Source organism: Erwinia sp. 009765445 (assembly GCF_058137865.1).
The window spans coordinates 55,304-75,281 of the sequence record NZ_JBYUWC010000012.1 but is presented as its reverse complement, the minus strand read 5'-3'; the positions used below and the strand labels follow the sequence as shown (position 1 = coordinate 75,281).

15 protein-coding genes and 2 pseudogenes are annotated in these 19,978 nt (G+C 53.0%); 15 read left to right on the top strand and 2 right to left on the bottom strand.

Features of this window, described 5'->3' with window-relative positions:
- Position 1: 1 nt before the first annotated feature.
- The 8 genes from tssM to AC3Y5R_RS14545 all read left to right on the top strand — a co-directional run bounded on the left by tssM (position 2) and on the right by AC3Y5R_RS14545 (position 9,996).
- Positions 2-3,829, top strand: a complete 3,828-nt coding sequence (gene tssM / locus AC3Y5R_RS14580; protein WP_489921944.1) for a type VI secretion system membrane subunit TssM — start codon at positions 2-4, stop codon at positions 3,827-3,829.
- Between the two features lie 32 nt (positions 3,830-3,861).
- Complete coding sequence (locus tag AC3Y5R_RS14575) at positions 3,862-4,551, top strand: hypothetical protein (protein WP_489921943.1); 690 nt, start codon at positions 3,862-3,864, stop codon at positions 4,549-4,551.
- A gap of 58 nt (positions 4,552-4,609) precedes the next feature.
- The gene (locus tag AC3Y5R_RS14570; RefSeq protein ID WP_489922021.1) at positions 4,610-6,967 is read left to right on the top strand and encodes a type VI secretion system Vgr family protein; all 2,358 of its coding nucleotides are present in this window, start codon (positions 4,610-4,612) and stop codon (positions 6,965-6,967) included.
- Positions 6,968-7,081: 114 nt separating this feature from the next.
- Positions 7,082-7,351, top strand: coding sequence for a PAAR domain-containing protein (locus AC3Y5R_RS14565; protein ID WP_489921942.1), 270 nt, complete (start codon positions 7,082-7,084; stop codon positions 7,349-7,351).
- A gap of 3 nt (positions 7,352-7,354) precedes the next feature.
- The gene (locus AC3Y5R_RS14560; RefSeq protein WP_489921941.1) at positions 7,355-8,200 is read left to right on the top strand and encodes a TagK domain-containing protein; all 846 of its coding nucleotides are present in this window, start codon (positions 7,355-7,357) and stop codon (positions 8,198-8,200) included.
- Positions 8,201-8,223: 23 nt separating this feature from the next.
- Positions 8,224-9,021, top strand: coding sequence for a type VI secretion system accessory protein TagJ (locus AC3Y5R_RS14555; RefSeq protein ID WP_489921940.1), 798 nt, complete (start codon positions 8,224-8,226; stop codon positions 9,019-9,021).
- Positions 9,022-9,032: 11 nt separating this feature from the next.
- Positions 9,033-9,524, top strand: a complete 492-nt coding sequence (locus tag AC3Y5R_RS14550; protein ID WP_489921939.1) for a type VI secretion system baseplate subunit TssE — start codon at positions 9,033-9,035, stop codon at positions 9,522-9,524.
- Positions 9,525-9,600: 76 nt separating this feature from the next.
- On the top strand, positions 9,601-9,996 hold the full coding sequence (locus AC3Y5R_RS14545) for a polyketide cyclase (RefSeq protein ID WP_489921938.1): 396 nt from the start codon (positions 9,601-9,603) through the stop codon (positions 9,994-9,996).
- Positions 9,997-10,061: 65 nt separating this feature from the next.
- Here AC3Y5R_RS14545 and AC3Y5R_RS14540 read toward each other — a convergent pair whose 3' ends face one another.
- On the bottom strand, positions 10,062-11,084 hold the full coding sequence (locus AC3Y5R_RS14540; protein WP_489921937.1) for a zinc-binding alcohol dehydrogenase family protein: 1,023 nt from the start codon (positions 11,082-11,084) through the stop codon (positions 10,062-10,064).
- A 136-nt stretch (positions 11,085-11,220) separates the two neighbouring features.
- Here AC3Y5R_RS14540 and AC3Y5R_RS14535 point away from each other — a divergent pair, with 136 nt between their 5' ends.
- From AC3Y5R_RS14535 to AC3Y5R_RS14525, 3 genes are all read left to right on the top strand, one after another.
- Positions 11,221-12,126, top strand: coding sequence for a GntR family transcriptional regulator (locus AC3Y5R_RS14535; RefSeq protein ID WP_489921936.1), 906 nt, complete (start codon positions 11,221-11,223; stop codon positions 12,124-12,126).
- A 306-nt stretch (positions 12,127-12,432) separates the two neighbouring features.
- A complete protein-coding gene (locus tag AC3Y5R_RS14530; protein WP_489922020.1) occupies positions 12,433-13,662 on the top strand; it encodes an MFS transporter in 1,230 nt (409 codons plus the stop codon).
- A 74-nt stretch (positions 13,663-13,736) separates the two neighbouring features.
- The gene (locus tag AC3Y5R_RS14525) at positions 13,737-14,276 is read left to right on the top strand and encodes a DUF2058 domain-containing protein (protein WP_489921935.1); all 540 of its coding nucleotides are present in this window, start codon (positions 13,737-13,739) and stop codon (positions 14,274-14,276) included.
- A gap of 13 nt (positions 14,277-14,289) precedes the next feature.
- Here the strand turns inward: AC3Y5R_RS14525 and AC3Y5R_RS14520 are convergent, their stop codons facing one another.
- On the bottom strand, positions 14,290-14,988 hold the full coding sequence (locus AC3Y5R_RS14520) for an RluA family pseudouridine synthase (RefSeq protein ID WP_489921934.1): 699 nt from the start codon (positions 14,986-14,988) through the stop codon (positions 14,290-14,292).
- A gap of 176 nt (positions 14,989-15,164) precedes the next feature.
- On the opposite strand from AC3Y5R_RS14520, the gene AC3Y5R_RS14515 reads away from it, so the two are divergent.
- From AC3Y5R_RS14515 to kdpC, 4 genes and pseudogenes are all read left to right on the top strand, one after another.
- Complete coding sequence (locus tag AC3Y5R_RS14515; protein ID WP_489921933.1) at positions 15,165-15,410, top strand: YmjA family protein; 246 nt, start codon at positions 15,165-15,167, stop codon at positions 15,408-15,410.
- 439 nt (positions 15,411-15,849) lie between these two features.
- Positions 15,850-17,328 (top strand): annotated as a pseudogene (gene kdpA, locus AC3Y5R_RS14510) (potassium-transporting ATPase subunit KdpA); the annotation flags it as partial.
- Between the two features lie 18 nt (positions 17,329-17,346).
- Positions 17,347-19,395: pseudogene (kdpB, locus tag AC3Y5R_RS14505) on the top strand (potassium-transporting ATPase subunit KdpB).
- 10 nt (positions 19,396-19,405) lie between these two features.
- Positions 19,406-19,975: a potassium-transporting ATPase subunit KdpC gene (gene kdpC, locus AC3Y5R_RS14500; RefSeq protein WP_489921932.1), complete on the top strand. Its 570-nt coding sequence runs from the start codon at positions 19,406-19,408 to the stop codon at positions 19,973-19,975.
- The last annotated feature ends 3 nt before the right edge of the window (positions 19,976-19,978 follow it).

Here is a 19,978-nt window from a genome sequence, read left to right as displayed (position 1 = left end):
AATGTTTTATTTAAATAGAATTTTCTCGTTGCGCGTTACAAAGGTCATGATGGTCATCGCCTTCTTCGCGTTGCTGATTGCGGCAATCTGGTTCCTGGGGCCGTTCCTGGGATTCGGTGAGACACGCCCACTTGAAAGCACCGAAGCCCGCGTGATCTTTATTGTGCTGGCGCTGCTCTGCCTGATCGGTCTGTGGTTCAACACCCCGTTTTTCCTGATCACCGTCGCCACCGCTTGCGTGATCGTCTGGGTTATTGGCCCCTATGTGTTCATCGGCGATGGTTACCCACTGGCAGAGATGTCGGCCAGATTTATCGTCATTGGCGTGATCCTTTTCCTGGCGCTGGTGTACGGTGCCTGGAAATTACTGCTGGCGTTGAAAAATAATCCGAAATTACTGGATACTCTTTTCAGCAGTAAAGAAGTCAAAGTCGATACTCAGGTGACCGAAATTAATGCGGTGATCCGTGATGCGGTCAGTTACATCAAAAAAATCCGCAAAAACGTTTCATGGTTCCAGCGTTTTTTCCTGCCTTCGAAATCCCTTAACGATCTTCCCTGGTATATGGTGCTGGGCACAGAGGGGGCTGGAAAAACCTCGGCCATTTTATCTTCAGGCCAAAACTTCCCTCTGCCAGAACAGCTGAACCGGGTCTGTAAAGAGAGCCCGCCAACAGCGAACTGTGAGTGCTGGTTTGCCAATGAAGCGTTATTTATTGATACCGCCGGAAAGTATGTTGATGAAGCACATAGCAGCATGCCTGAGTGGAATGGGATCTTAAAAGCGATCAAAAAATATCGCCCGGTTAAGGCCCTGAACGGCATCATCGTGACCGTTTCTGTCTCTGATGTGATGGGGCGCAGTAAAACTGAGCTTTACGATCTGTCAGCCAAAATTCGTTCGCGCCTGGATGACACGCGCAAGGTACTGGGCGTTCGTTTCCCGGTCTATGTGCTGGTAACCAAGCTGGATCAGCTGACCGGCTTTGCGGAGTATTTCCGTATCCTGACCGAGCAGGAACGTGAGCAGATTTGGGGCGTTACCTTCCCGTATGGCGATGAGATGAAAACCGCCGTGACTGAACTGCGCACGCTGGTCGAATCTGAACTCTCTTTGCTGGAAAACCGCATTGAGAGAAACATGACCATGCGTCAGCAGGAAGAGTACGACAACGCTGACAGAAAGAAAATGTACGCCCTGCCGCAGGACTTCAGAATGCTGACGCAGAGCGTCACGGATATTCTGCAGAACGTGTTCTTTGCTTCGCGTTACGACGAGACTCAAAGCTACACCTCTCTGCGCGGCGTCTATTTCAGCAGCAGTAACCAGCCAGAAAACAGCGTGATGGTGAACAACAGCACGCTGATGCAGAAATGGCGCAACTTTATAAGCAACCGTAGCCCTGATGCTCTGGCTTATTCGGCTTCGCTGCAGGAAGACGCTGACTTCCTGGTTAAGGATGTCTCTTACGGCCGCCAGTATTTTCTTCGCCAACTGTTCTCCGAAATCATTATTAAAGATGCGGACCTGGTGCGTCACAACCTCCGGGTGGAGTCAAAATATCGCTTCCAGAATTTCTTCGGGCACTGTTTATGTGTGGTGGCGGCCGTTCTGCTGCTCAGCGGGCTGTATCACAGCTACCACAATAATGGAGCCTATCTTGAAGCGACGGCAGTTAAAGTGGCCAGACTGGAAGGCGAAGTGAAAACTTTCGTGAAAACCACCAACGAGAAAATGGTGCCGACCTTACTGAATCTGGCGCAGTTCCTGCCGGAATTTGGTGGGCTTAATGTGCAGAACCCGGATATGGAGTACCGGTATGGGCTTTATGTCGGGAAAGATCTGGATCGGGATTCTGACGGCTTGTACCACTTCTTCCTCAGAAGACTGCTGTTCCCGATGATTGAAAGCCAGGCCCATGATGCGCTGCAAAACGCCGTATTCAACAGCGATACGACGGACATTTATAACACGCTGAAGCTGTACCTGATGCTTTCTGGCGAAGGCGTGTATAACCAGGATTACCTGGTTGCCGAAATCACCAAAGCCTGGGACAACTCAGGGAAAATTCTGCCGTATGAAGAGAGAAGCCTGTTTATGGCTCATCTTAATAAACTCTTCAGCCATGAGAACTGGCGCCAGTATGGTCAGCCGATGGACAAGGATTTGATCAAAGAAGCCCGGGATATGCTGAACCGCAATCCGCTCAGCGCGCGTTTGTATGACCGCGTGAAGGCCGCGATGGAGGCAGATGCGCCAGAAAACTTGACGCTGAGTAAAATGACCGATGAAGAAGCCGGCCAGGTGTTTACCGTAGTGAATTCGGATCTGGCAGAAAAGGGGGTTCCTGGCCTGTTCACTTACGACGGTTACCATCAGGTTTTTAAAAAAAAACTCAGCGGTATTTTACGGGGGCTTGACCAGGAAGATCGCTGGGTAATGGGAAACCCTGAGCCTCTTGCGTCTTTAAAATCGCTGAAAGTGGACCATACTGCCGGGATAATTGACCCGACTAAAGATGCCCTGACCCGGCTTTATCTGAAAGAGTACACCCGGCAGTGGCAGACCTTCCTGCAGAATATCCGCCTGAAGTCTGATGGGCTGGATAACAACAGCATGGGCCTGTCGTTTGATATCTATATGATGCGTACCCTGGTCTCCACTAACTCTCCGCTGATCAATCTGGCGAAGCAGGCGGTAAAAGAGACCACGCTGGCGGCGGATCAGCCTGCCAGCCTGCTCAAAGGGCAGGGCAGCATGGGGATGGGCGTGAACAATACCCAGCTCCTTGATGCGGCCTCAAAACTCAACCTGGCGTTAGCAGCCCACGAAAAGAACATTCTGCGTCAGGGGGTGGATAACTATTTTGCGCCGCTTCGTGAATTCGTTGGCGGGAGCACTGCTAATGGCGGGCTGGCTTCAGGCACCAAGCTGAGCACCATCATGAGCGTACTGAACGATCAGTATACGCAGCTGGTGATTTCCGACAGTGCTATCAGGAATGGCAACCTGCCTACCGTTTCTGATGCCGGTCAGAGGCTGAGTGCAGAATCTGCAGTGTGGCCAGATCCGTTCAAATACATTATCGCTCCCTTGCTGAATGGCGCTTATAAGCGTGTGAATCATCAGGTTGTCAGCAACACCAACAAAACAATCGCCGCCAGTTTAGGTGAAGTTTGTCGTAACACGCTGCAGGGACGTTATCCCTTTGCCGATGTGCCGGAAGAAGTGAGCCTTCGGGATTTTGAGCAATTCTTTGCGGCAGGCGGCGTGGTTGACGATTACTTCAAGAAAAATCTGGCCGATAAAGTGGATACTTCAACCCGGCCATGGCGCTACAAAGGTGATGTCGATACGCAGGATTCTGAGGCGCTGGATGTCTTTGAACAGGCACAGCTTATTCGCAAAGCCTTCTTCCAGAATGGCGGCAGCAAGCTGGGCGTGAACTATACGGCAGCAGTCCCTTACATGTCCCCTTCCATTACCCAGCTGACGCTGAACTTTGATGGCAGCACCATGACTTATTCTCATGGTCCGGTGATGCCGAAATCGTTCGCATGGCCTGGCAGCCGTTCTGAGTCGGTGGTGAATATGAGCACCAAGCCTCGTGTGACGCTGAAAGACAATGGAATGACTAAAACCGGGCCGTGGGCGCTGATGAGATGGCTGGATACGGTGGAAGATATTGAAACCTCTGACTCAGGCCAGCCAGTGCTGATCTTTAATATGGACAAACGCCAGGTTAAGGTCGAGGTCACAGGGCTGACTTATAAAGATGAATTGATTATTGACCTGCTGAAGAATTTTTCCTGTCCGGGAAATTTCTGAGCGGCCAGTATTAATTATCAGGAAAGATGAACATGGACGTTTGGATATCTGTAATGGGAGAAACGACAAGAACAAAGTTCAGTTCTTCCCAAAAGAAACAACAAAAAATAACAGATATTCTGTTGGATGAGATTATTCCTCAGATGGAGGCCACGTTAGCGGGCCAGCATCTGAGCGATACTCATCCCTGGTGCTTTGTTATGCCGATCAGTATCGGAAAGAGAAAATATTATTATTTTGGCGCCTTTGTTACCGGCATTAAGTCTTCTGAGACTCAGCCTGTTTTCGCACTTTACAGCCGGGTGTCATACCACTGGCTCCGTGAAAATTTAAAGTCCAGGTTCCATGTGGCCTTTTGGTTATCAAGGATGCTGATCGGTATACAGCGACAGGATGGTGTGGTCAGTGACCGGGCTGCCCTGCAGGACTGGATAAAGTCGCTACGGCGCTCATATTCGCCTTTTTGGGAATCACTGGCAATTAATGAGCAATATAAATTCAGAAACCGGTCGGAGTTACTGCTTTCTGAATTGAGTGAAAGTGAAGAGAAAATAAATAGCGATAATGGGATTGAAATCATGCCATGGAAGGGTTGGCCAGGCTGTATTCAAACGGAAAGGAATGTATGGCTTTGGAGGCAAACCAGGTATGGAAAAATAATCGACTCACAAAAAATCTCACTTCAGGCAGGGAGGCAAACAGAATTTGTCTGTCACTCATAACTTTAATTAATTACCAGGTATTGATATGTCAAGAACTATTACTTTAAGCAGTTCGGCAATGCCTCTTTTGCTGGGCGAGCCAGCTTTAGTTTTAACAAAACTCGAAGGTGAAGAGGCATTCTCAACTTTATATACCTATACCCTGACCGTTAAAACGCCGGCGAATCCGTTGATCCCCTGGCAGTCAGCGTCGAATATCGACATTAAGGCGCTGATCGGTAAAGAGATGACCGTTTCGATGGAACTCGACGGTAACGGGCTTGATGACCTGTTAGGTCTCGGGCAGGGAACCCGTGAAATCTCTGGTCTGGTACAACGGGCACGTTTCCTGGGACGGGATGCGAATCAGGCAATTTTTGAAATTATCCTGAGGCCATGGCTGTATCTGACTGATTTAACATCAGACTTCAAAATTTTCCAACAGAAGACGGTGGTGGAAATCATTGAAGAGGTGTTGTCAGAGTACAACTTCCCGGTTGAGAAACGACTGACGGCCACCTATCCCCAGCTGGATTTCCAGGTGCAGTACGGTGAGACAGACTTTAACTTCATCGAGCGTCTGATGGAGGAGTGGGGGATTTACTGGTTCTACGAGCATGCTGAACAGAAGCATAAGCTGGTGCTGGTCGATCATGTTGGTGCGCACAAGCAGTCTGAAAGTGAGGCTTACCACGTTATCCAGTACATGCCGGATACGCCAAAAGCCGATCAGGAATACATCAGTCGCTTTGAGTTCCAGGAAACCATCACTTCCGGTAAGTGGTATACCAACGACTACGATTTTACCAAATCGCGTGCTGATATCTCGGCGATTGACAGCAAGCCGCGTAAAACCAGCTTCAATGAGATGGAGGTGTATCACTGGCCGGGCGATTACGATCAGCCGGATATCGGTGAGCAGTTGGCCAAAATCCGCAGTGAAGAGCGTGGTGCGCTGGGTTCCCGTGCCATAGGGGCGGGTGAGCTGAGAGGTATCGCCTGCGGCATCGATTTCGAGCTGCAGGGTTGCCCGCTGGAGAAAGCCAATCGCGAATACATGGTGATCTCCAGCCGTCTGGAAATTATCGATATTAGCCAGCTGACCGGTTCGGGTGAGTTCAGCTATCACTGTGAATTCACGGTGCAGCCGACGACCAAGATTTACCGTCATCCGCAGCTGGCTATCCGTCCTAAAACCAGCGGCCCGCAAACGGCTGTGGTGGTAGGGCCGCCAGGTGAAGATATCTGGACCGATACCTATGGCCGAATCAAAGTCCGCTTCCTGTGGGATCGCTATGGTCAAAACCGTGAGACGGACTCCTGCTGGATCCGCGTCAGTCAGGCGTGGGCAGGGAACCAATTTGGTGGCATCTGCATTCCTCGCGTGGGCCATGAGGTCATTGTTGATTTTATCAACGGCGATCCCGATCGTCCGCTGGTGTTGGGAACCCTCTACAACAACGTAACCATGCCGCCGTGGGATCTGCCTGAGAACGCCACTCAAAGTGGGCTGATCAGCCGCACAGTAGGCGGCGGACGGACCAACTTTAACGGCATCCAGTTCGAGGATAAGCCAGGCCAGGAATATTACTGGGAGCAGGCTGAACGTGATATGTCTCGCCTGACCAAGCGTAATGAAGACCAGGTGATCGGTTTAAATTCGACCACTACCATCGGCGCGTCCAGTACGACTTTTGTCGGGGCGGATGAAAAGACGAATATCATCGGGAACAGTGCCCTGGTCGTGGGGCTGGGCTTAGGTATTCAGGTGGGTGGATCGCAGTCTGATAACGTTGCCCTTGCGAAAGGGATAAACGTTGGCGGAGCGTTTGCGACCAACGTCGGGGGAGCTTATACCCTGGCGGTAGGTGGTGCGATGGCTGAGAACGTCGGGGGAGCCTATAACCTTGCGGTTGGCGGACCACACACTAATGCCATTGGCGGCCCGCATACTATGACTGTAGGCGGACCATTTGTGATGACGGCCGGTGGAGAGATGTGTATCTCTGCAAAAAAAATCAAAATGGTGGCTGACCATATCGTCCTGCAGGGCGGCCAGATAGATTTGAACCCTGGCGATTGCTGCAACTGCGGCGGTGGCGGCGGCGGTGGTGGTGGTGGTGCGGCTGTAATCCCTGGTCTGCCGGGGCTGTCAGCGTTTGGCTTTGTAGGCCTGGCATTGCCATTGCCTCCATTACCAACACCTGATCCAGATCCAACGACACCGGAACCGACGACACCGGAACCAACGACACCGGAACCGACGACACCGGAACCGACAACACCGGAACCGACAACACCGGAACCGACAACACCGGAACCGACAACACCGGAACCGACAACACCGGAACCGACGACACCGGAACCGACGACACCGGAACCAACGACACCGGAACCAACGAATACCGGGAGTTGGGAACCACCAGATGAAGAGTAATTCTCCGCTCTTCTTCCGGCTGGCACGGTAAAAGTGAAGATGCAGGAGGGGAAAGTGATTTTTTCCCTCCTGCATAAGGGAGCTTGTTTTTCGTTAAACAGAATGAGGTGATATATGTCACAACCTGCAGCCAGATTAGGCGATGCAACGGGGCATGGTGGAGCACTCGTCAGTGGCTCCGGCAATGTTTTTATCAATGGATTGCCCGCCGGTGCCGTAGGGCTCAGCGTGGCACCCTGCGCACTGTTACACGGTGCCGCTCCGGTGGCATGTGGATCGGGTACCGTCTTTATCAATGGTAGCCCTGCGGCAAGGCTTGGCGATGTGACCGGTTGCGGTGCGCCAATTTGCAGCGGTTCGGGCGATGTATTTATTGGTGGCTGAATCATGCAACTGTTAATGACCTGGCCCGATACTCAGCTGGTTTTCAATCTTGCAGAGTCTTATACCTTTAAAAATGCGGCCTGTTTCAGTGTGCGGCAGGGAACATTTGGGACGCCGTTACCGCAGGATAAAAACAACGTTGTTTATTTTTACACTGCTGCTGTCGGGCCGGTCATTTTCAATGACTGCGAAGAGTTTATCTGCTTAATTGATGGTCATGAACTTGAGCGCGGACAGGCACACTCTCTGCGTTTTGGGGCCGTTATTCAGCTGGGTCAGTTCACGTTTGAAGTGACGCTGGGCGATGAAACGGCTGCCCATGATGACATGCTTCACAGCTTGCTTAATGTGCATTCTGCGGAGGAAAAAGCCAGTCTGATCGTCCCGGAACTGGAGGATATTTTGCCTAATGGCGGCCATTATACCGGCGATCTTCGTTATTTTAACGATGCCGTAAAGGGCGCTGAGGCAGAAAAAGATATCCTGAAAAAACTTGAAGTTGAGTACAAAAAATTCCTCATTTGGGGTGAGCAAAACAGGAAGTTTTTTGACGAGAATCCTGAGCTTAATAACAAACTTTCCGGTAGCGATCACTATTTTGATGCGATCAGAGACGAGATGAAAACCCGGACCCTGACAGAGTGCATTATCGAAGCGCCTTCACTGATCGATGAAGTCTGGAAGGAGATGAATATGATGGACTCCTATGACGACCTGCTGGGTGAGGAAGAGAAGCTGGATATCCTCAAATCTCTGGCCCCGGAAAATATCTCCTCAAGAGAGAAAAAACATGTACCGGAGCTGGTGTTCCACGATCTGTACAAAACAGGGCTGGACAGCCTTTATTAATTAACCACGGAAAGGATTATAAAATGACTGAAGCTTCTTCATTAACTGAAGTATTAAAGACCTCACAGCTTAGCGATGTTCTTGCGGATGTTCTGGTTCGGGTTAAAGCGAAACCGGAAGATATCGCACTGAGAAAAACCCTGTTCAAACTGTACTGCATTGAAGGCCTGTGGGAAAAAGCCCTGATGCAGCTGCAGACCATTGAACTGATCGATGATAATGCTCAAAAAGAGACCGAGCTCTATAAAAACCTCGTGTTCAGTGAGCTGGTCAGGGAGAGCGTGCTGGCGGGCGAACGTACCGCTGGCCTGCTGGATGAGTCGTCACCTGAGTGGATGTCAATGTTGCTTCAGGCCAACAAGCTGCACACTCAAAAGGAACACGAACAGTCTGAAGCTTTGCGTGCTCAGGCATTCGAGCTGGCGCCTGAAACGGCCGGTAAAGGTGAAATGACCGGTGCATTTAACTGGATCGCCGACAGTGACGGCCGTCTCGGCCCGGTCTGTGAGTTTGTCAGCGCGGGCGGCTATCGTCAGGTGCCTTATTCCGTCATTCAGCTAATGACTGTGCCTCAACCAAAAGATTTGCTGGATCTGATCTGGGCACCGGCTCATATCAAGGTGAATAACGAGTTCTATTATGGCTATATTCCGGCCCGCTATCCCGTCACGCCAGATGCAGAACAAAAACTGAAGCTGGGTACAGTGACCGAATGGGTTCAGGAGTCAGATATTTTCTCTACCGGTATGGGCAGGAAAATGCTGATCACCGATCGGGGCGAATTCTCGTTGCTTGAAGTGACAGAAATCACCTTTGCATAACGGAGCAGGACATGGATAAGAAGCAGCATTATCTGCCGACGCTGTTTGAAAGGTTGCTGGACGACGAGCCTAAAAAACAGCTGGAAAGTTATGATGCCTTTCATTTTGATGGAAGAAAGATGCGCGCTATTGTTCAGCAGGATATTTCCTCTTTGCTGAATAATACCAATATCGAAGATCGACTGGATGAACACCGCCATAAGGCTGTTTGTAGTTCAGTCATGAACTACGGTATTGGTGCGCTGGCAGGCAGATATGCCAATCATCACAACTGGAACATCATTGAGAAAAACATCAGAAATGCGATATTGCGTTTTGAGTCCAGAATTATTCCTGAATCGCTGTTAGTCCGCCCGTTAATTGATAAAGACCATCCGGGTAAAAATGGGATGGTCATTTTTGAAATTCGCGGGCTGATTGAATGGCACCCGAATCCCATCGATCTCTGCGTCAGCGGTGTGTATGACGTGGAAACCTCGAAAGTCGATTTAAGAAGTTCCTGAGGGCGGCCTGCCGCCCCTTCCCCTCAGCGCCTCTCAGTGGTTAAATCACCTTAACTGCATAATTTCAGGAGGCCCTGTGCTGCCATCTAAAACCGTCAGTCTGACCATTCCCCGTAACTGGCTTGATCTGTACGAAACCATCTGGAAACCTGACTATTTCCCCAAATGGGCCTCTGGCCTCAGTCAGTCCACGCTGGTACAGGAAGGTCACGCCTGGAAGACGACCGGGCCGGGCGATTCGGTGAAAATCCGCTTCACTGAACACAATCCCTTTGGCGTGATGGACCATTACGTTGATACCGGTTTTGGCAAAGAAGTGTATATGCCGATGCGGGTAGTGGGAAATGAAGAGGGCGCAGAAGTATTGATCACTGTCTTCCGCCAGCCGCTGATGTCTGATGAAAAATTTGCTCAGGACGTGGAGTGGGTGAAGCGCGATCTGCAGGCGTTGCATACGCTGCTGACCACCTGAGTGGAGGGAAGGCCATCAGTTATTGCGAGCAGCCCCGTTCCGGTGTTGGACGGGGCAGTCGCTGATTAAAAGTGGATCACCCCTTTAATCAGCTCGCGATTATTGATCACCTGCGATTCAAAACTTTCTGCCAGGCTGGCAAACTCAAAGCGCCGGTTGAGCATCATCCCGGCGCTGATTTTGCCTGTAGCCATCAGCTGCGCCACTCTGGCAAAGTCTTCGTGAGTGGCGTTGCGGCTGCCCATCAGCGTGGTTTCTTTCTTGTGGAACTCGATATCCGCAATCTGGATATCCCCTTTGTGCAGCCCAACAAACACAATGCTGCCGCCGTGACCAATCAGTTTCACCGCGTTATTCATGGCAACCGGGCTGCCGGTGGCATCAATCACCGTTCCCGGCAGACGCCCTGCAAACTGTTCACGCAGCTGCGACTCGAAACCCTCTGCGGCAGCATCCAGCGCCTTCAACCCGAGGTTTTGCACCACATGATCGCGGCGGAACGGGCTGGTATCTGCCACTATCACCCGGGCACCCGCCGCACTGGCTATCGCCGCCACGCCCAGACCGATTGGGCCTGCGCCCACCACCAGAACACTGTCATCAGGCTGGACTGCGGCGCGTCTTACCGCATGAGCGCTGATGGCGAAAGGCTCAATCAGAGCCGCCGCTTCCGGATCCACGTCGGTAACATCCAGCAGATTGCTGGCTGGTACATTCAGGTAGTCACAAAATCCGCCGTCCTGATGTACGCCGATCACTGAAATTTTCTCGCAGCAGTTGGTTTTGCCGCTTTCACAAGCCGGGCAGATGCCGCAGGAAAGATAAGGAACGACCGAAACTCGTTGTCCAACGCGGAACTGACTGACGCCAGGCCCCAGCGCCACCACTTCCCCGCACAGCTCATGCCCCAGCACGCGGGGATAGCTGAAGAAGGGCTGATTGCCTGCCCAGGCATGGATATCGGTGCCGCAGATCCCGGCGGTGATCATCTTCAGCTGCGCTTCCCCAGCTGCTGGTTCACTCCTGGCACGCTGCTGATAAAGCATCTCTTTCGGCTGCTGGCACACCAGCGTCGTCATCATGGTCATGGTTGTTCTCCGTTGTGATGCCTGATTTATGGGCTAAACCGGGGGGAAGGCGCAGAGGCTGGCGGCGATTTTGTGACTGAGCGCGGCTTTCGCGGGACAGAATTGGTTTTTAATAGATAAAAAACCAGGATACGCCATGAGCCGCACGCAAAATCTTCGCCATAACGTGGTCAATCAGATGCTGGAAGGTATCAGCCGCCAGCACATCCGCTCACCGTTGCCGCCACAGGCCGCTCTGGCTGAAATGTTTAACGTCAGCCGGACTACCGTGCGGCATACGCTGGCGCATCTGCATGAACGGGGCGTGCTGAACAAGGTGAACAATCAATATCTGATTGTGCGGCCACCTGCGGAGGATGACGGGTTTGATGCGGTCAGCGCCTCGCTGGAAGTGCAGTCGCAACAGTTTGAGCAGGCATTCTTTCAGATGATAAACCAGCGGGTGCTGCGGGCTGGCGAGAGCATCTCTGAGCTGCAGCTGGCTCAGCAGGTTGGCGTCAGTCCGGTGGTGGTGCGGGAATTCTTGTTACGCTTCAGCCGTTACAACCTGATTGAAAGCGTGCGGCGAGGCCACTGGCTGATGAAAAAATTTGAGCAGCATTATGCCGAAAAGCTGTTCGAGCTGCGGGAAATGCTGGAAACGCATGGACTGAACCGCTTTATGAATCTGCCCTCTGACGACAAGCGCTGGATCAAGGCCCGTGATTTGCTGAGCCGCCATCGGGAGATGCGCGACACCATTGCCAGCAGTTACCGGATGTTTGCGCAGCTGGATCGTGAGATGCATCAGCTGATCCTTTCGGCCGCCGACAACCCCTTTATCGATCAGTCGCTGGAAATTATTTCGGTCATTTTTCACTCTCACTATCAATGGGATGAGAGCGATCTGAAGCAGCGCAATATTGTCGCGCTGGAGGAGCATATGGCGATCCTCACTGCGATTATCAGCCGCAACGATGTGGAAGCCCATTGCGAATTGCACCGCCACCTCACCACCGCGAAGCAGTCGATGATCCGCTCCATTAATCAGTACAGTGACTGAGATCCCGCTTTTGGCCACACATGGCGATAAAGAACCAATAAAAAACAGTAAACCGCAATCTGTCGCACGGAACAGCAACATGATTACTACGTGAAATTAACACGCCTATTACTCTGATCGGGACATCTTCACCGCCTGTGGCGGCTTAACAGATCACCTGACACTGGGGAGTGCCTTATGAGTAACAGCCCGATTGTGACTGGCAGCGGCAGCGATATTGCTGGCGGCAACGATCCAGTCGATATCGTACCCGCACAGGGTACGCTGATCCGCTCAGTCCGCATCAAGCGTGTGCAAACCACAGCGATGATTTTGCTGTTTCTGGCAGCGATTATTAATTATCTCGACCGCAGTTCGCTCTCCGTCGCCAACACCACGATCCGTGGAGATATGGGGCTGAACGCCACCGAAATCGGGTTGTTGCTGTCCGCGTTTTCACTGGCCTATGGTATCGCTCAGCTCCCCTGCGGGACGCTGCTGGACCGTAAAGGCCCGCGTATTATGCTCGGCATCGGCATGTTTATCTGGTCCTGTTTCCAGGCGTTGTCCGGACTGGTGCATAATTTCACGCAGTTTATCCTGGTGCGTATCGGGCTGGGAATTGGTGAAGCGCCGATGAACCCGTGCGGTGTGAAGGTCGTTAACGACTGGTTCAATATCAAAGAGCGTGGCATGCCGATGGGCTTTTTCAACGCGGCTTCGATGATTGGACTGGCTGTGAGCCCGCCGATACTGGCAGCTATGATGCTGTCGATGGGCTGGCGCGCAATGTTTGTCACCATCGGTATTCTGGGCATTTTCCTGTCGGTGGGCTGGTATATGCTTTACCGCAACCGCGACAATAAAACGCTGACCAGGGAAGAAGTTAACTATCTGGACGCGGGCAGCGTACGGGCACGCCAGGAAAAGATGAGCATGAAGGAGTGGCGCGGCCTGTTTAAGAACCGCACCATGTGGGGAATGATGATCGGCTTCAGCGGCATTAACTATACCGCATGGCTGTACCTGGCCTGGCTGCCGGGATATCTGCAGACCACTTATCATCTGGATTTAAAAGCCACCGGCTGGCTGACGGCGATCCCGTTCCTGTTCGGTGCAGCGGGTATGCTGCTGAATGGCTATGTGGTGGATGCGCTGGTGCGCCGTGGGATGGAGCCGGTGAAAACCCGTAAAATCTGTATCGTGGCCGGGATGCTGTTCTCCGCGGCCTTTACTGCAGTTGTGGTGCAGGCAACTACCACTTCGATGGCGGTGGTGTTGATTGGTATGGCGCTGTTCTGTATCCACTTTGCCGGTACGTCCTGCTGGGGGCTGATCCACGTGAATGTGACTTCGCGAATGACGGCATCTGTGGGGAGCATCCAGAACTTTGCCAGCTTTATTTTCGCTTCGTTTGCGCCGGTGCTGACTGGCTGGATCCTCGATAAAACCGGTTCGTTCAGTATGGCGCTGACGCTGTGTGCCTGTGTGACGGTGCTGGGTGCCTTGTCCTATCTATTTATCGTTCGTGACCCGATTGTGGATGCAGTGGAATGATTGCTGGTGCGTGGTACAGCCTCTGCGATTAGAGGTATAATCCCACGCATTATTCAACGGGTTTAGAAACGAAAATGACAAAACTTACCTTACAAGAGCAGATGCTTAAAGCTGGATTAGTGACAAGTAAAAAGATGGAAAAAGTGCAGAGAACGGCCAAAAAATCACGGGTTCAGGCTCGTGAGGCAAGAGAGGCGGTGGAAGAAAATAAAAAAGCGCAGCTTGAGCGCGATAAACAAATAAGCGAACAACAAAAACAAGCTGCTCTGTCGAAAGAATATAAAGCTCAGGTGAAGCAGCTCATTGAAATGAACAAGGTCGTTATTTCAAAAGGTGAGATTGATTTTAATTTCACCGACAATAATCTGATTAAAAAAATAGCGGTTGATAAGACAACTCAATCCCAGCTAATCAGTGGCCGTCTTGCTATTGTTCGCCTGGTTGAGGGGAATAGCGGAGAGAGCAAATATGCTGTTATCCCCGCAATCGTAGCCGATAAAATTGCGCAGAGGGATGCGAACAGCATTGTATTAAACAGCGCACTCAGCGCGGAAGAGGAAAATGAAGAAGATCCGTATGCCGATTTCAAAGTGCCTGATGATTTGATGTGGTAAATGACTTTTGCTTTCAGAACGGGCTGGCATAGCAGGCTTCGATCCGCTCTTTGCTGACGGGATGAGTAAAATGCAATTCGCTGGCGTGCAGCATCAGACGCGGCGTCCGTTCGGTGCCGGGCAGCAGGCGACCGCCATACAGATCGCAGCCCAGAATAGGGTGGCCCAACTGCAGGCAGTGAATGCGTAGCTGATGGGTGCGCCCTGTCTCGGGGATGAGTTCCACCCGCGTTAATGGCAGTGACGTTTTGTCTTCCAGCTGATGATAAAAGCGCTCAATAACCCGATAGCGGGAGCGGGCAGGTTTACCGTGAATGGAGCAAATCGACATCAGCGGAAACAGCGCCGGGATTTTGGCAATCGCCGCATCGATAACCCCTTCGTTATCTTCCAGATGCCCACAGAGCAGTGCGCTGTACACCTTGGTCACTGTGCGCTGGCTGAACTGTTGGCACAGGGCGGCATTGATTGCTTTATTGCGGGCAATGACCATCAAACCGGAAGTCCCAAAATCAAGACGATGGACGAGGGTGCAACCGGGGAATGTATGAACCAGCCGGTGATGCACCGAATCGAGATTTTGCGGATTTTTCCCCGAGAGGCTGAGCAACCCGCTGGGTTTATTGATCAGCACCAGGTGATCGTCCTGATAAAGGATCTCTGTCTGCTTATGGCACGGCGGGGCAATAAAGGTATCGATAATCGTAGACATCAGGCTGCCCGGATGGCGAGTGGCAGCGGATAATAACGAATTTTACGCCGACTGGCGAATTCATCGTCGGCTCTTTGCCCACGACATAGAGTCAGAAAAACCAAATAAGAATGATATGATCAAGGGCAGGCGGTGCAAGCAGCAACGGACAAGACCTTAACCCATGGGGATGTTTTATGAACCAGGAAATACCACTTAAATTTTATGACATCGTGGATGAGTATTCGACGGAATCGGTAAAGCCGGTGAGCGAGTCAGAGCGTGAATCTCTGGCGCACTATTTCCAACTGCTGCTCACCCGTTTAACGAATAATGAAGAAATCAGTGAAGATGCGCAGCAAGAGATGGCAAGTAAAGCCGGTATCGACGAACAGCGTATTGATGATATAGCGACATTTCTGAACCAATGGGGCAATGAGTAGCGCCTGCAATGACCTTATCGCTTGCCAGCTTATTCGGGAAATGATTCGGTCGCTGTAATGTCCGGTGGTAGCAGGAGGGGTTATCCGGAACACTGACACGCCGTAAATACATCCTTGTAGGCTTGAGTCGCGCGTCCATGCGCGACACAGTCCGCTTATCCGGATAACCCCTCCTGCAAATGGCTACAGAGTGGCTGTCTGGATAATCCCGTTATTTTACCTGGCCTGTACTAAACCACTGTAGGTTTCTATGTCGCGCGGTGCTTTAAGATCCTCCGCCGATCTCCAATGCGGTAGAACCGACAATAAACGGTCTTTTTTTTCGCCATTTTTATACTTTTTTTACACCCTCTCCCCGTATTTTTACATCAACTTTGCACCCCTCCGGCAACAATATCCGTATCTGAAAGCGCCCCGGAGGTGTGTTGTGAGCATGGCCTTAATTGCCGGCATTATCCTGCTTACCGTGATGTTGATGGTCCAGGCCAGCCTGCCGCTTAACCCACAGCAGTTGCCCAACCTGAGCTGGCATCTGGCGCTGAACACTTCGGTCAGTTTTGTGACCAACACTAACTGGCAGTCTTACGCTGGTGAAAGCACGCTGAGTTACTTTAGCCAGATGGTGGGACTGACAGTACAGAATTTCCTGTCGGCTGCCACCGGGATTGCTGTGGCATTTGCTCTGATCCGTGGGTTTGCCAATCGCTCACTCGGTATGTTGGGCAATGCCTGGCGCGACATGACACGCATTACTTTGTATGTGCTGCTGCCATTCTCTCTGCTGATTGCCCTGTTCTTTGTCAGCCAGGGCACACTGCAAAACTTCTCGGGCTATCTCGACCTCACCACGCTGGAAGGCGTTAAGCAGACGCTGCCAATGGGGCCGGTTGCCTCGCAGGAAGCGATCAAGATGCTGGGCACCAACGGCGGCGGTTTCTTTAACGTCAACTCTGCTCATCCCTTTGAGAACCCGACTGCATTGAGCAACTTCGTGCAGATGCTGGCGATCTTCCTGATCCCGGCCGCACTTTGCTTCGCGTTTGGGGATGTGGTGAAAGATCGCCGACAGGGCCATGCACTATTATGGGCGATGTCAGTGATGTTTATCGCAGCGGTGGTGGTGGTGATGTGGGCTGAACTGCGCGGTAATCCGCACTTCCTGACTTTGGGGGCTGACAGCGCCAGCAATATGGAAGGCAAGGAAACACGGTTTGGCATCCTTAACTCCAGCCTGTTTGCGGTGATCACTACGGCGGCCTCCTGCGGTGCGGTTAATGCGATGCATGACTCCTTCACCGCGCTGGGTGGCATGGTGCCGATGTGGCTGATGCAGATTGGCGAAGTGGTGTTTGGCGGCGTGTGCGCGGGCCTGTACGGCATGCTGCTGTTTGTGCTGCTGGCGGTATTTATTGCCGGGCTGATGATTGGCCGCACGCCGGAATACCTCGGCAAGAAGATCGACGTCTGGGAAATGAAAATGACCGCGATGGCGATCCTCGTCACGCCCACGCTGGTGCTGCTGGGCACCGCGCTGGCGATGATGACCGATGCCGGGCGCAGCGGGATGACCAACCCGGGCATCCACGGTTTTAGCGAAGTGCTGTATGCCGTCTCTTCTGCAGCTAACAACAACGGCAGCGCCTTTGCCGGTCTGAGCGCCAACACGCCGTTCTGGAATCTGCTGCTGGCGTTCTGCATGCTGATTGGTCGCTTCGGCATCATCATTCCGGTGATGGCAATTGCCGGTTCGCTGGCCGTGAAGAAAATTCAGCCGGTCGGTAACGGTACCCTGCTAACGCATGGCGTGTTGTTTATTGCGTTGTTGATCGGCACCGTGCTGGTGGTTGGTGCGCTGACGTTTATTCCTGCTCTGGCCCTGGGGCCGGTGGCAGAACACCTGCAAATGTTCGGTCAATAATCGCCGGAGAGAAGAATCATGAGTCGTAATCAACAGGCGCTGTTTGACGGTGCATTGATGCGGGCAGCAGCAAGCGATGCGGTGAAAAAAATCAGTCCGCGCGTACAGTTTCGCAACCCGGTGATGTTTGTGGTGTGGCTGGGTAGCGTGCTGACCACGCTGCTGGTCATCTCTATGATGATGGGGAAAACGCCTGGCAGCGCTGGCTTTACCGCAGCCATCTCGCTATGGCTGTGGTTCACCGTGCTGTTCGCCAACTTTGCCGAAGCGCTGGCAGAAGGGCGCAGCAAGGAGCAGGCCAACAGCCTGAAGTGCGTACAGAAAACCAGCTATGCGAAAAAAATGGCTGCGCCACGTTATGGCGAAAAATATCATCAGGTTGCTGCAGATTCTCTGCGTAAAGGCGATGTGGTGCTGGTGGAAGCCGGGGACATCATTCCCTGCGACGGCGAAGTGCTGGAAGGGGGCGCATCGGTGGATGAAAGCGCGATTACCGGTGAGTCCGCGCCGGTCATTCGGGAATCCGGTGGCGACTTTGCCTCGGTGACAGGCGGTACGCGCATCCTTTCTGACTGGCTGGTGATCCAGTGCAGTGTCAATCCTGGAGAAACCTTTCTCGACCGGATGATCGCGATGGTGGAAGGCGCATCACGCCGTAAAACACCCAATGAAATCGCTCTGACTATTCTGCTGGTGGCGCTGACTATCGTTTTCCTGCTGGCCACCGCCACGCTCTGGCCGTTCTCTGCCTGGGGCGGTAATGCGGTCAGTATCACCGTGCTGGTGGCCCTGCTGGTTTGCCTGATCCCCACCACTATCGGTGGCCTGCTGTCGGCGATCGGCGTGGCCGGGATGAGCCGGATGCTGGGTGCGAACGTCATTGCCACCAGTGGCCGCGCAGTGGAAGCCGCCGGTGACGTTGACGTGCTGATGCTGGACAAGACCGGGACCATCACGCTGGGGAACCGCCAGGCCACGAAGTTTCTGCCTGCGCCGGGCGTGACTGACGAACAGCTGGCCGATGCGGCACAGCTGGCTTCTCTGGCCGATGAAACACCGGAAGGACGCAGTATCGTGGTACTGGCGAAACAGAAATTCAATCTGCGCTAGCGGGATCTGAACAGCATGGGTGCCACTTTCATCCCGTTCTCTGCGCAGACCCGGATGAGCGGCGTCAATGTGCAGGATCGCGTGGTACGTAAAGGCGCTGTGGATGCCGTTCGCCGCCACATTGACAGTAACGGTGGCCAGTTCCCGCCGCAGATGAACCAACTGGTGGAGGAGGTCGCCCGTGCAGGCGGCACGCCGCTGGTGGTGTGTGACGGCGCGAAAGTGATGGGCGTGGTGGAGCTGAAAGATATCGTTAAAGGCGGCATTAAAGAGCGCTTTGCCGAGCTGCGCAAGATGGGCATCAAAACCATCATGATCACCGGGGATAACCCGCTGACTGCCGCCGCCATTGCCGCCGAGGCCGGTGTGGATGACTTTCTGTCAGAAGCGACGCCGGAAGCCAAGCTGGCGCTGATCCGTCAGTATCAGGCCGAAGGGCGGCTGGTGGCGATGACCGGTGACGGCACCAACGATGCTCCGGCGCTGGCTCAGGCTGACGTCGCCGTGGCGATGAATTCCGGAACCCAGGCGGCGAAAGAGGCGGGCAACATGGTGGACCTGGACTCTAACCCCACCAAGCTGCTGGAAGTGGTACATATCGGTAAGCAGATGCTGATGACCCGTGGCTCGCTGACCACCTTCAGTATCGCCAACGACGTTGCGAAGTATTTTGCCATCATTCCTGCCGCCTTTGCGGTGACTTATCCGCAGCTCAATGCGCTGAACGTGATGCGCCTGCACTCGCCGGACTCCGCGATCCTGTCTGCGGTCATTTTCAACGCGCTGGTGATTGTGTTCCTGATCCCGCTGGCGTTGAAAGGGGTGAGTTACCGGCCGCTGAGTGCCGCAGCACTGCTGCGTCGTAACCTGTGGGTTTATGGTTTTGGTGGGCTGCTGGTGCCGTTCGCCGGGATCAAAATTATCGATATGCTGCTGACCGTTACCGGTTGGTTCTGAGGAAACGCACATGAGTCAATTACGTCCTGCGGTGATTTTGCTGCTGCTGCTGTCAGTCATCACTGGCCTGATTTATCCTTTAGTTACTACCGCGCTGGCGCAGATGCTGTTTCCGGCGCAGGCTAATGGTTCGCTGCTGCAGGTGGATGGCAAAGTGCGCGGCTCGGCCCTGATTGGTCAGAATTTTACCCGTGCTGATTATTTCTGGGGACGGCCTTCTGCCACCGGTGACTCGCCGTATAATCCGCTGGCTTCTTCTGGCAGCAATCTGGCCGGGACTAACCCGGCGCTGGATGAAGCGGTGAAACAGCGGGTGGCGGCGCTGCGTCAGACAAACCCGCAGGCCAGTGCGACCGTGCCGGTGGATCTGGTCACGGCTTCTGCCAGCGGGCTTGATCCGCAGATTTCCCCTGAAGCGGCTTTCTGGCAGGTGCCTCGTGTGGCTGCGGCACGTCAGCTATCCGTCTCAGAGGTGAACCGGTTGATTGATGACAATACTTCCACATCGCTACCCGGTTTTATCGGTGAGCCGGGTGTCAACGTGGTGCAGCTGAATCTGGCGCTCGACGCATTACAGTGATTT

Coding starts and splice junctions, on each gene's coding strand:
- tssM (WP_489921944.1), top strand. CDS start 2: ATGTTTTATTTAAATAGAATTTTCTCGTTGCGCGTTACAAAGGTCATG.
- AC3Y5R_RS14575 (WP_489921943.1), top strand. CDS start 3,862: ATGGACGTTTGGATATCTGTAATGGGAGAAACGACAAGAACAAAGTTC.
- AC3Y5R_RS14570 (WP_489922021.1), top strand. CDS start 4,610: ATGCCTCTTTTGCTGGGCGAGCCAGCTTTAGTTTTAACAAAACTCGAA.
- AC3Y5R_RS14565 (WP_489921942.1), top strand. CDS start 7,082: ATGTCACAACCTGCAGCCAGATTAGGCGATGCAACGGGGCATGGTGGA.
- AC3Y5R_RS14560 (WP_489921941.1), top strand. CDS start 7,355: ATGCAACTGTTAATGACCTGGCCCGATACTCAGCTGGTTTTCAATCTT.
- AC3Y5R_RS14555 (WP_489921940.1), top strand. CDS start 8,224: ATGACTGAAGCTTCTTCATTAACTGAAGTATTAAAGACCTCACAGCTT.
- AC3Y5R_RS14550 (WP_489921939.1), top strand. CDS start 9,033: ATGGATAAGAAGCAGCATTATCTGCCGACGCTGTTTGAAAGGTTGCTG.
- AC3Y5R_RS14540 (WP_489921937.1), bottom strand. CDS start 11,084: ATGACCATGATGACGACGCTGGTGTGCCAGCAGCCGAAAGAGATGCTT.
- AC3Y5R_RS14535 (WP_489921936.1), top strand. CDS start 11,221: ATGAGCCGCACGCAAAATCTTCGCCATAACGTGGTCAATCAGATGCTG.
- AC3Y5R_RS14530 (WP_489922020.1), top strand. CDS start 12,433: ATGATTTTGCTGTTTCTGGCAGCGATTATTAATTATCTCGACCGCAGT.
- AC3Y5R_RS14525 (WP_489921935.1), top strand. CDS start 13,737: ATGACAAAACTTACCTTACAAGAGCAGATGCTTAAAGCTGGATTAGTG.
- AC3Y5R_RS14520 (WP_489921934.1), bottom strand. CDS start 14,988: ATGTCTACGATTATCGATACCTTTATTGCCCCGCCGTGCCATAAGCAG.
- AC3Y5R_RS14515 (WP_489921933.1), top strand. CDS start 15,165: ATGAACCAGGAAATACCACTTAAATTTTATGACATCGTGGATGAGTAT.
- kdpC (WP_489921932.1), top strand. CDS start 19,406: ATGAGTCAATTACGTCCTGCGGTGATTTTGCTGCTGCTGCTGTCAGTC.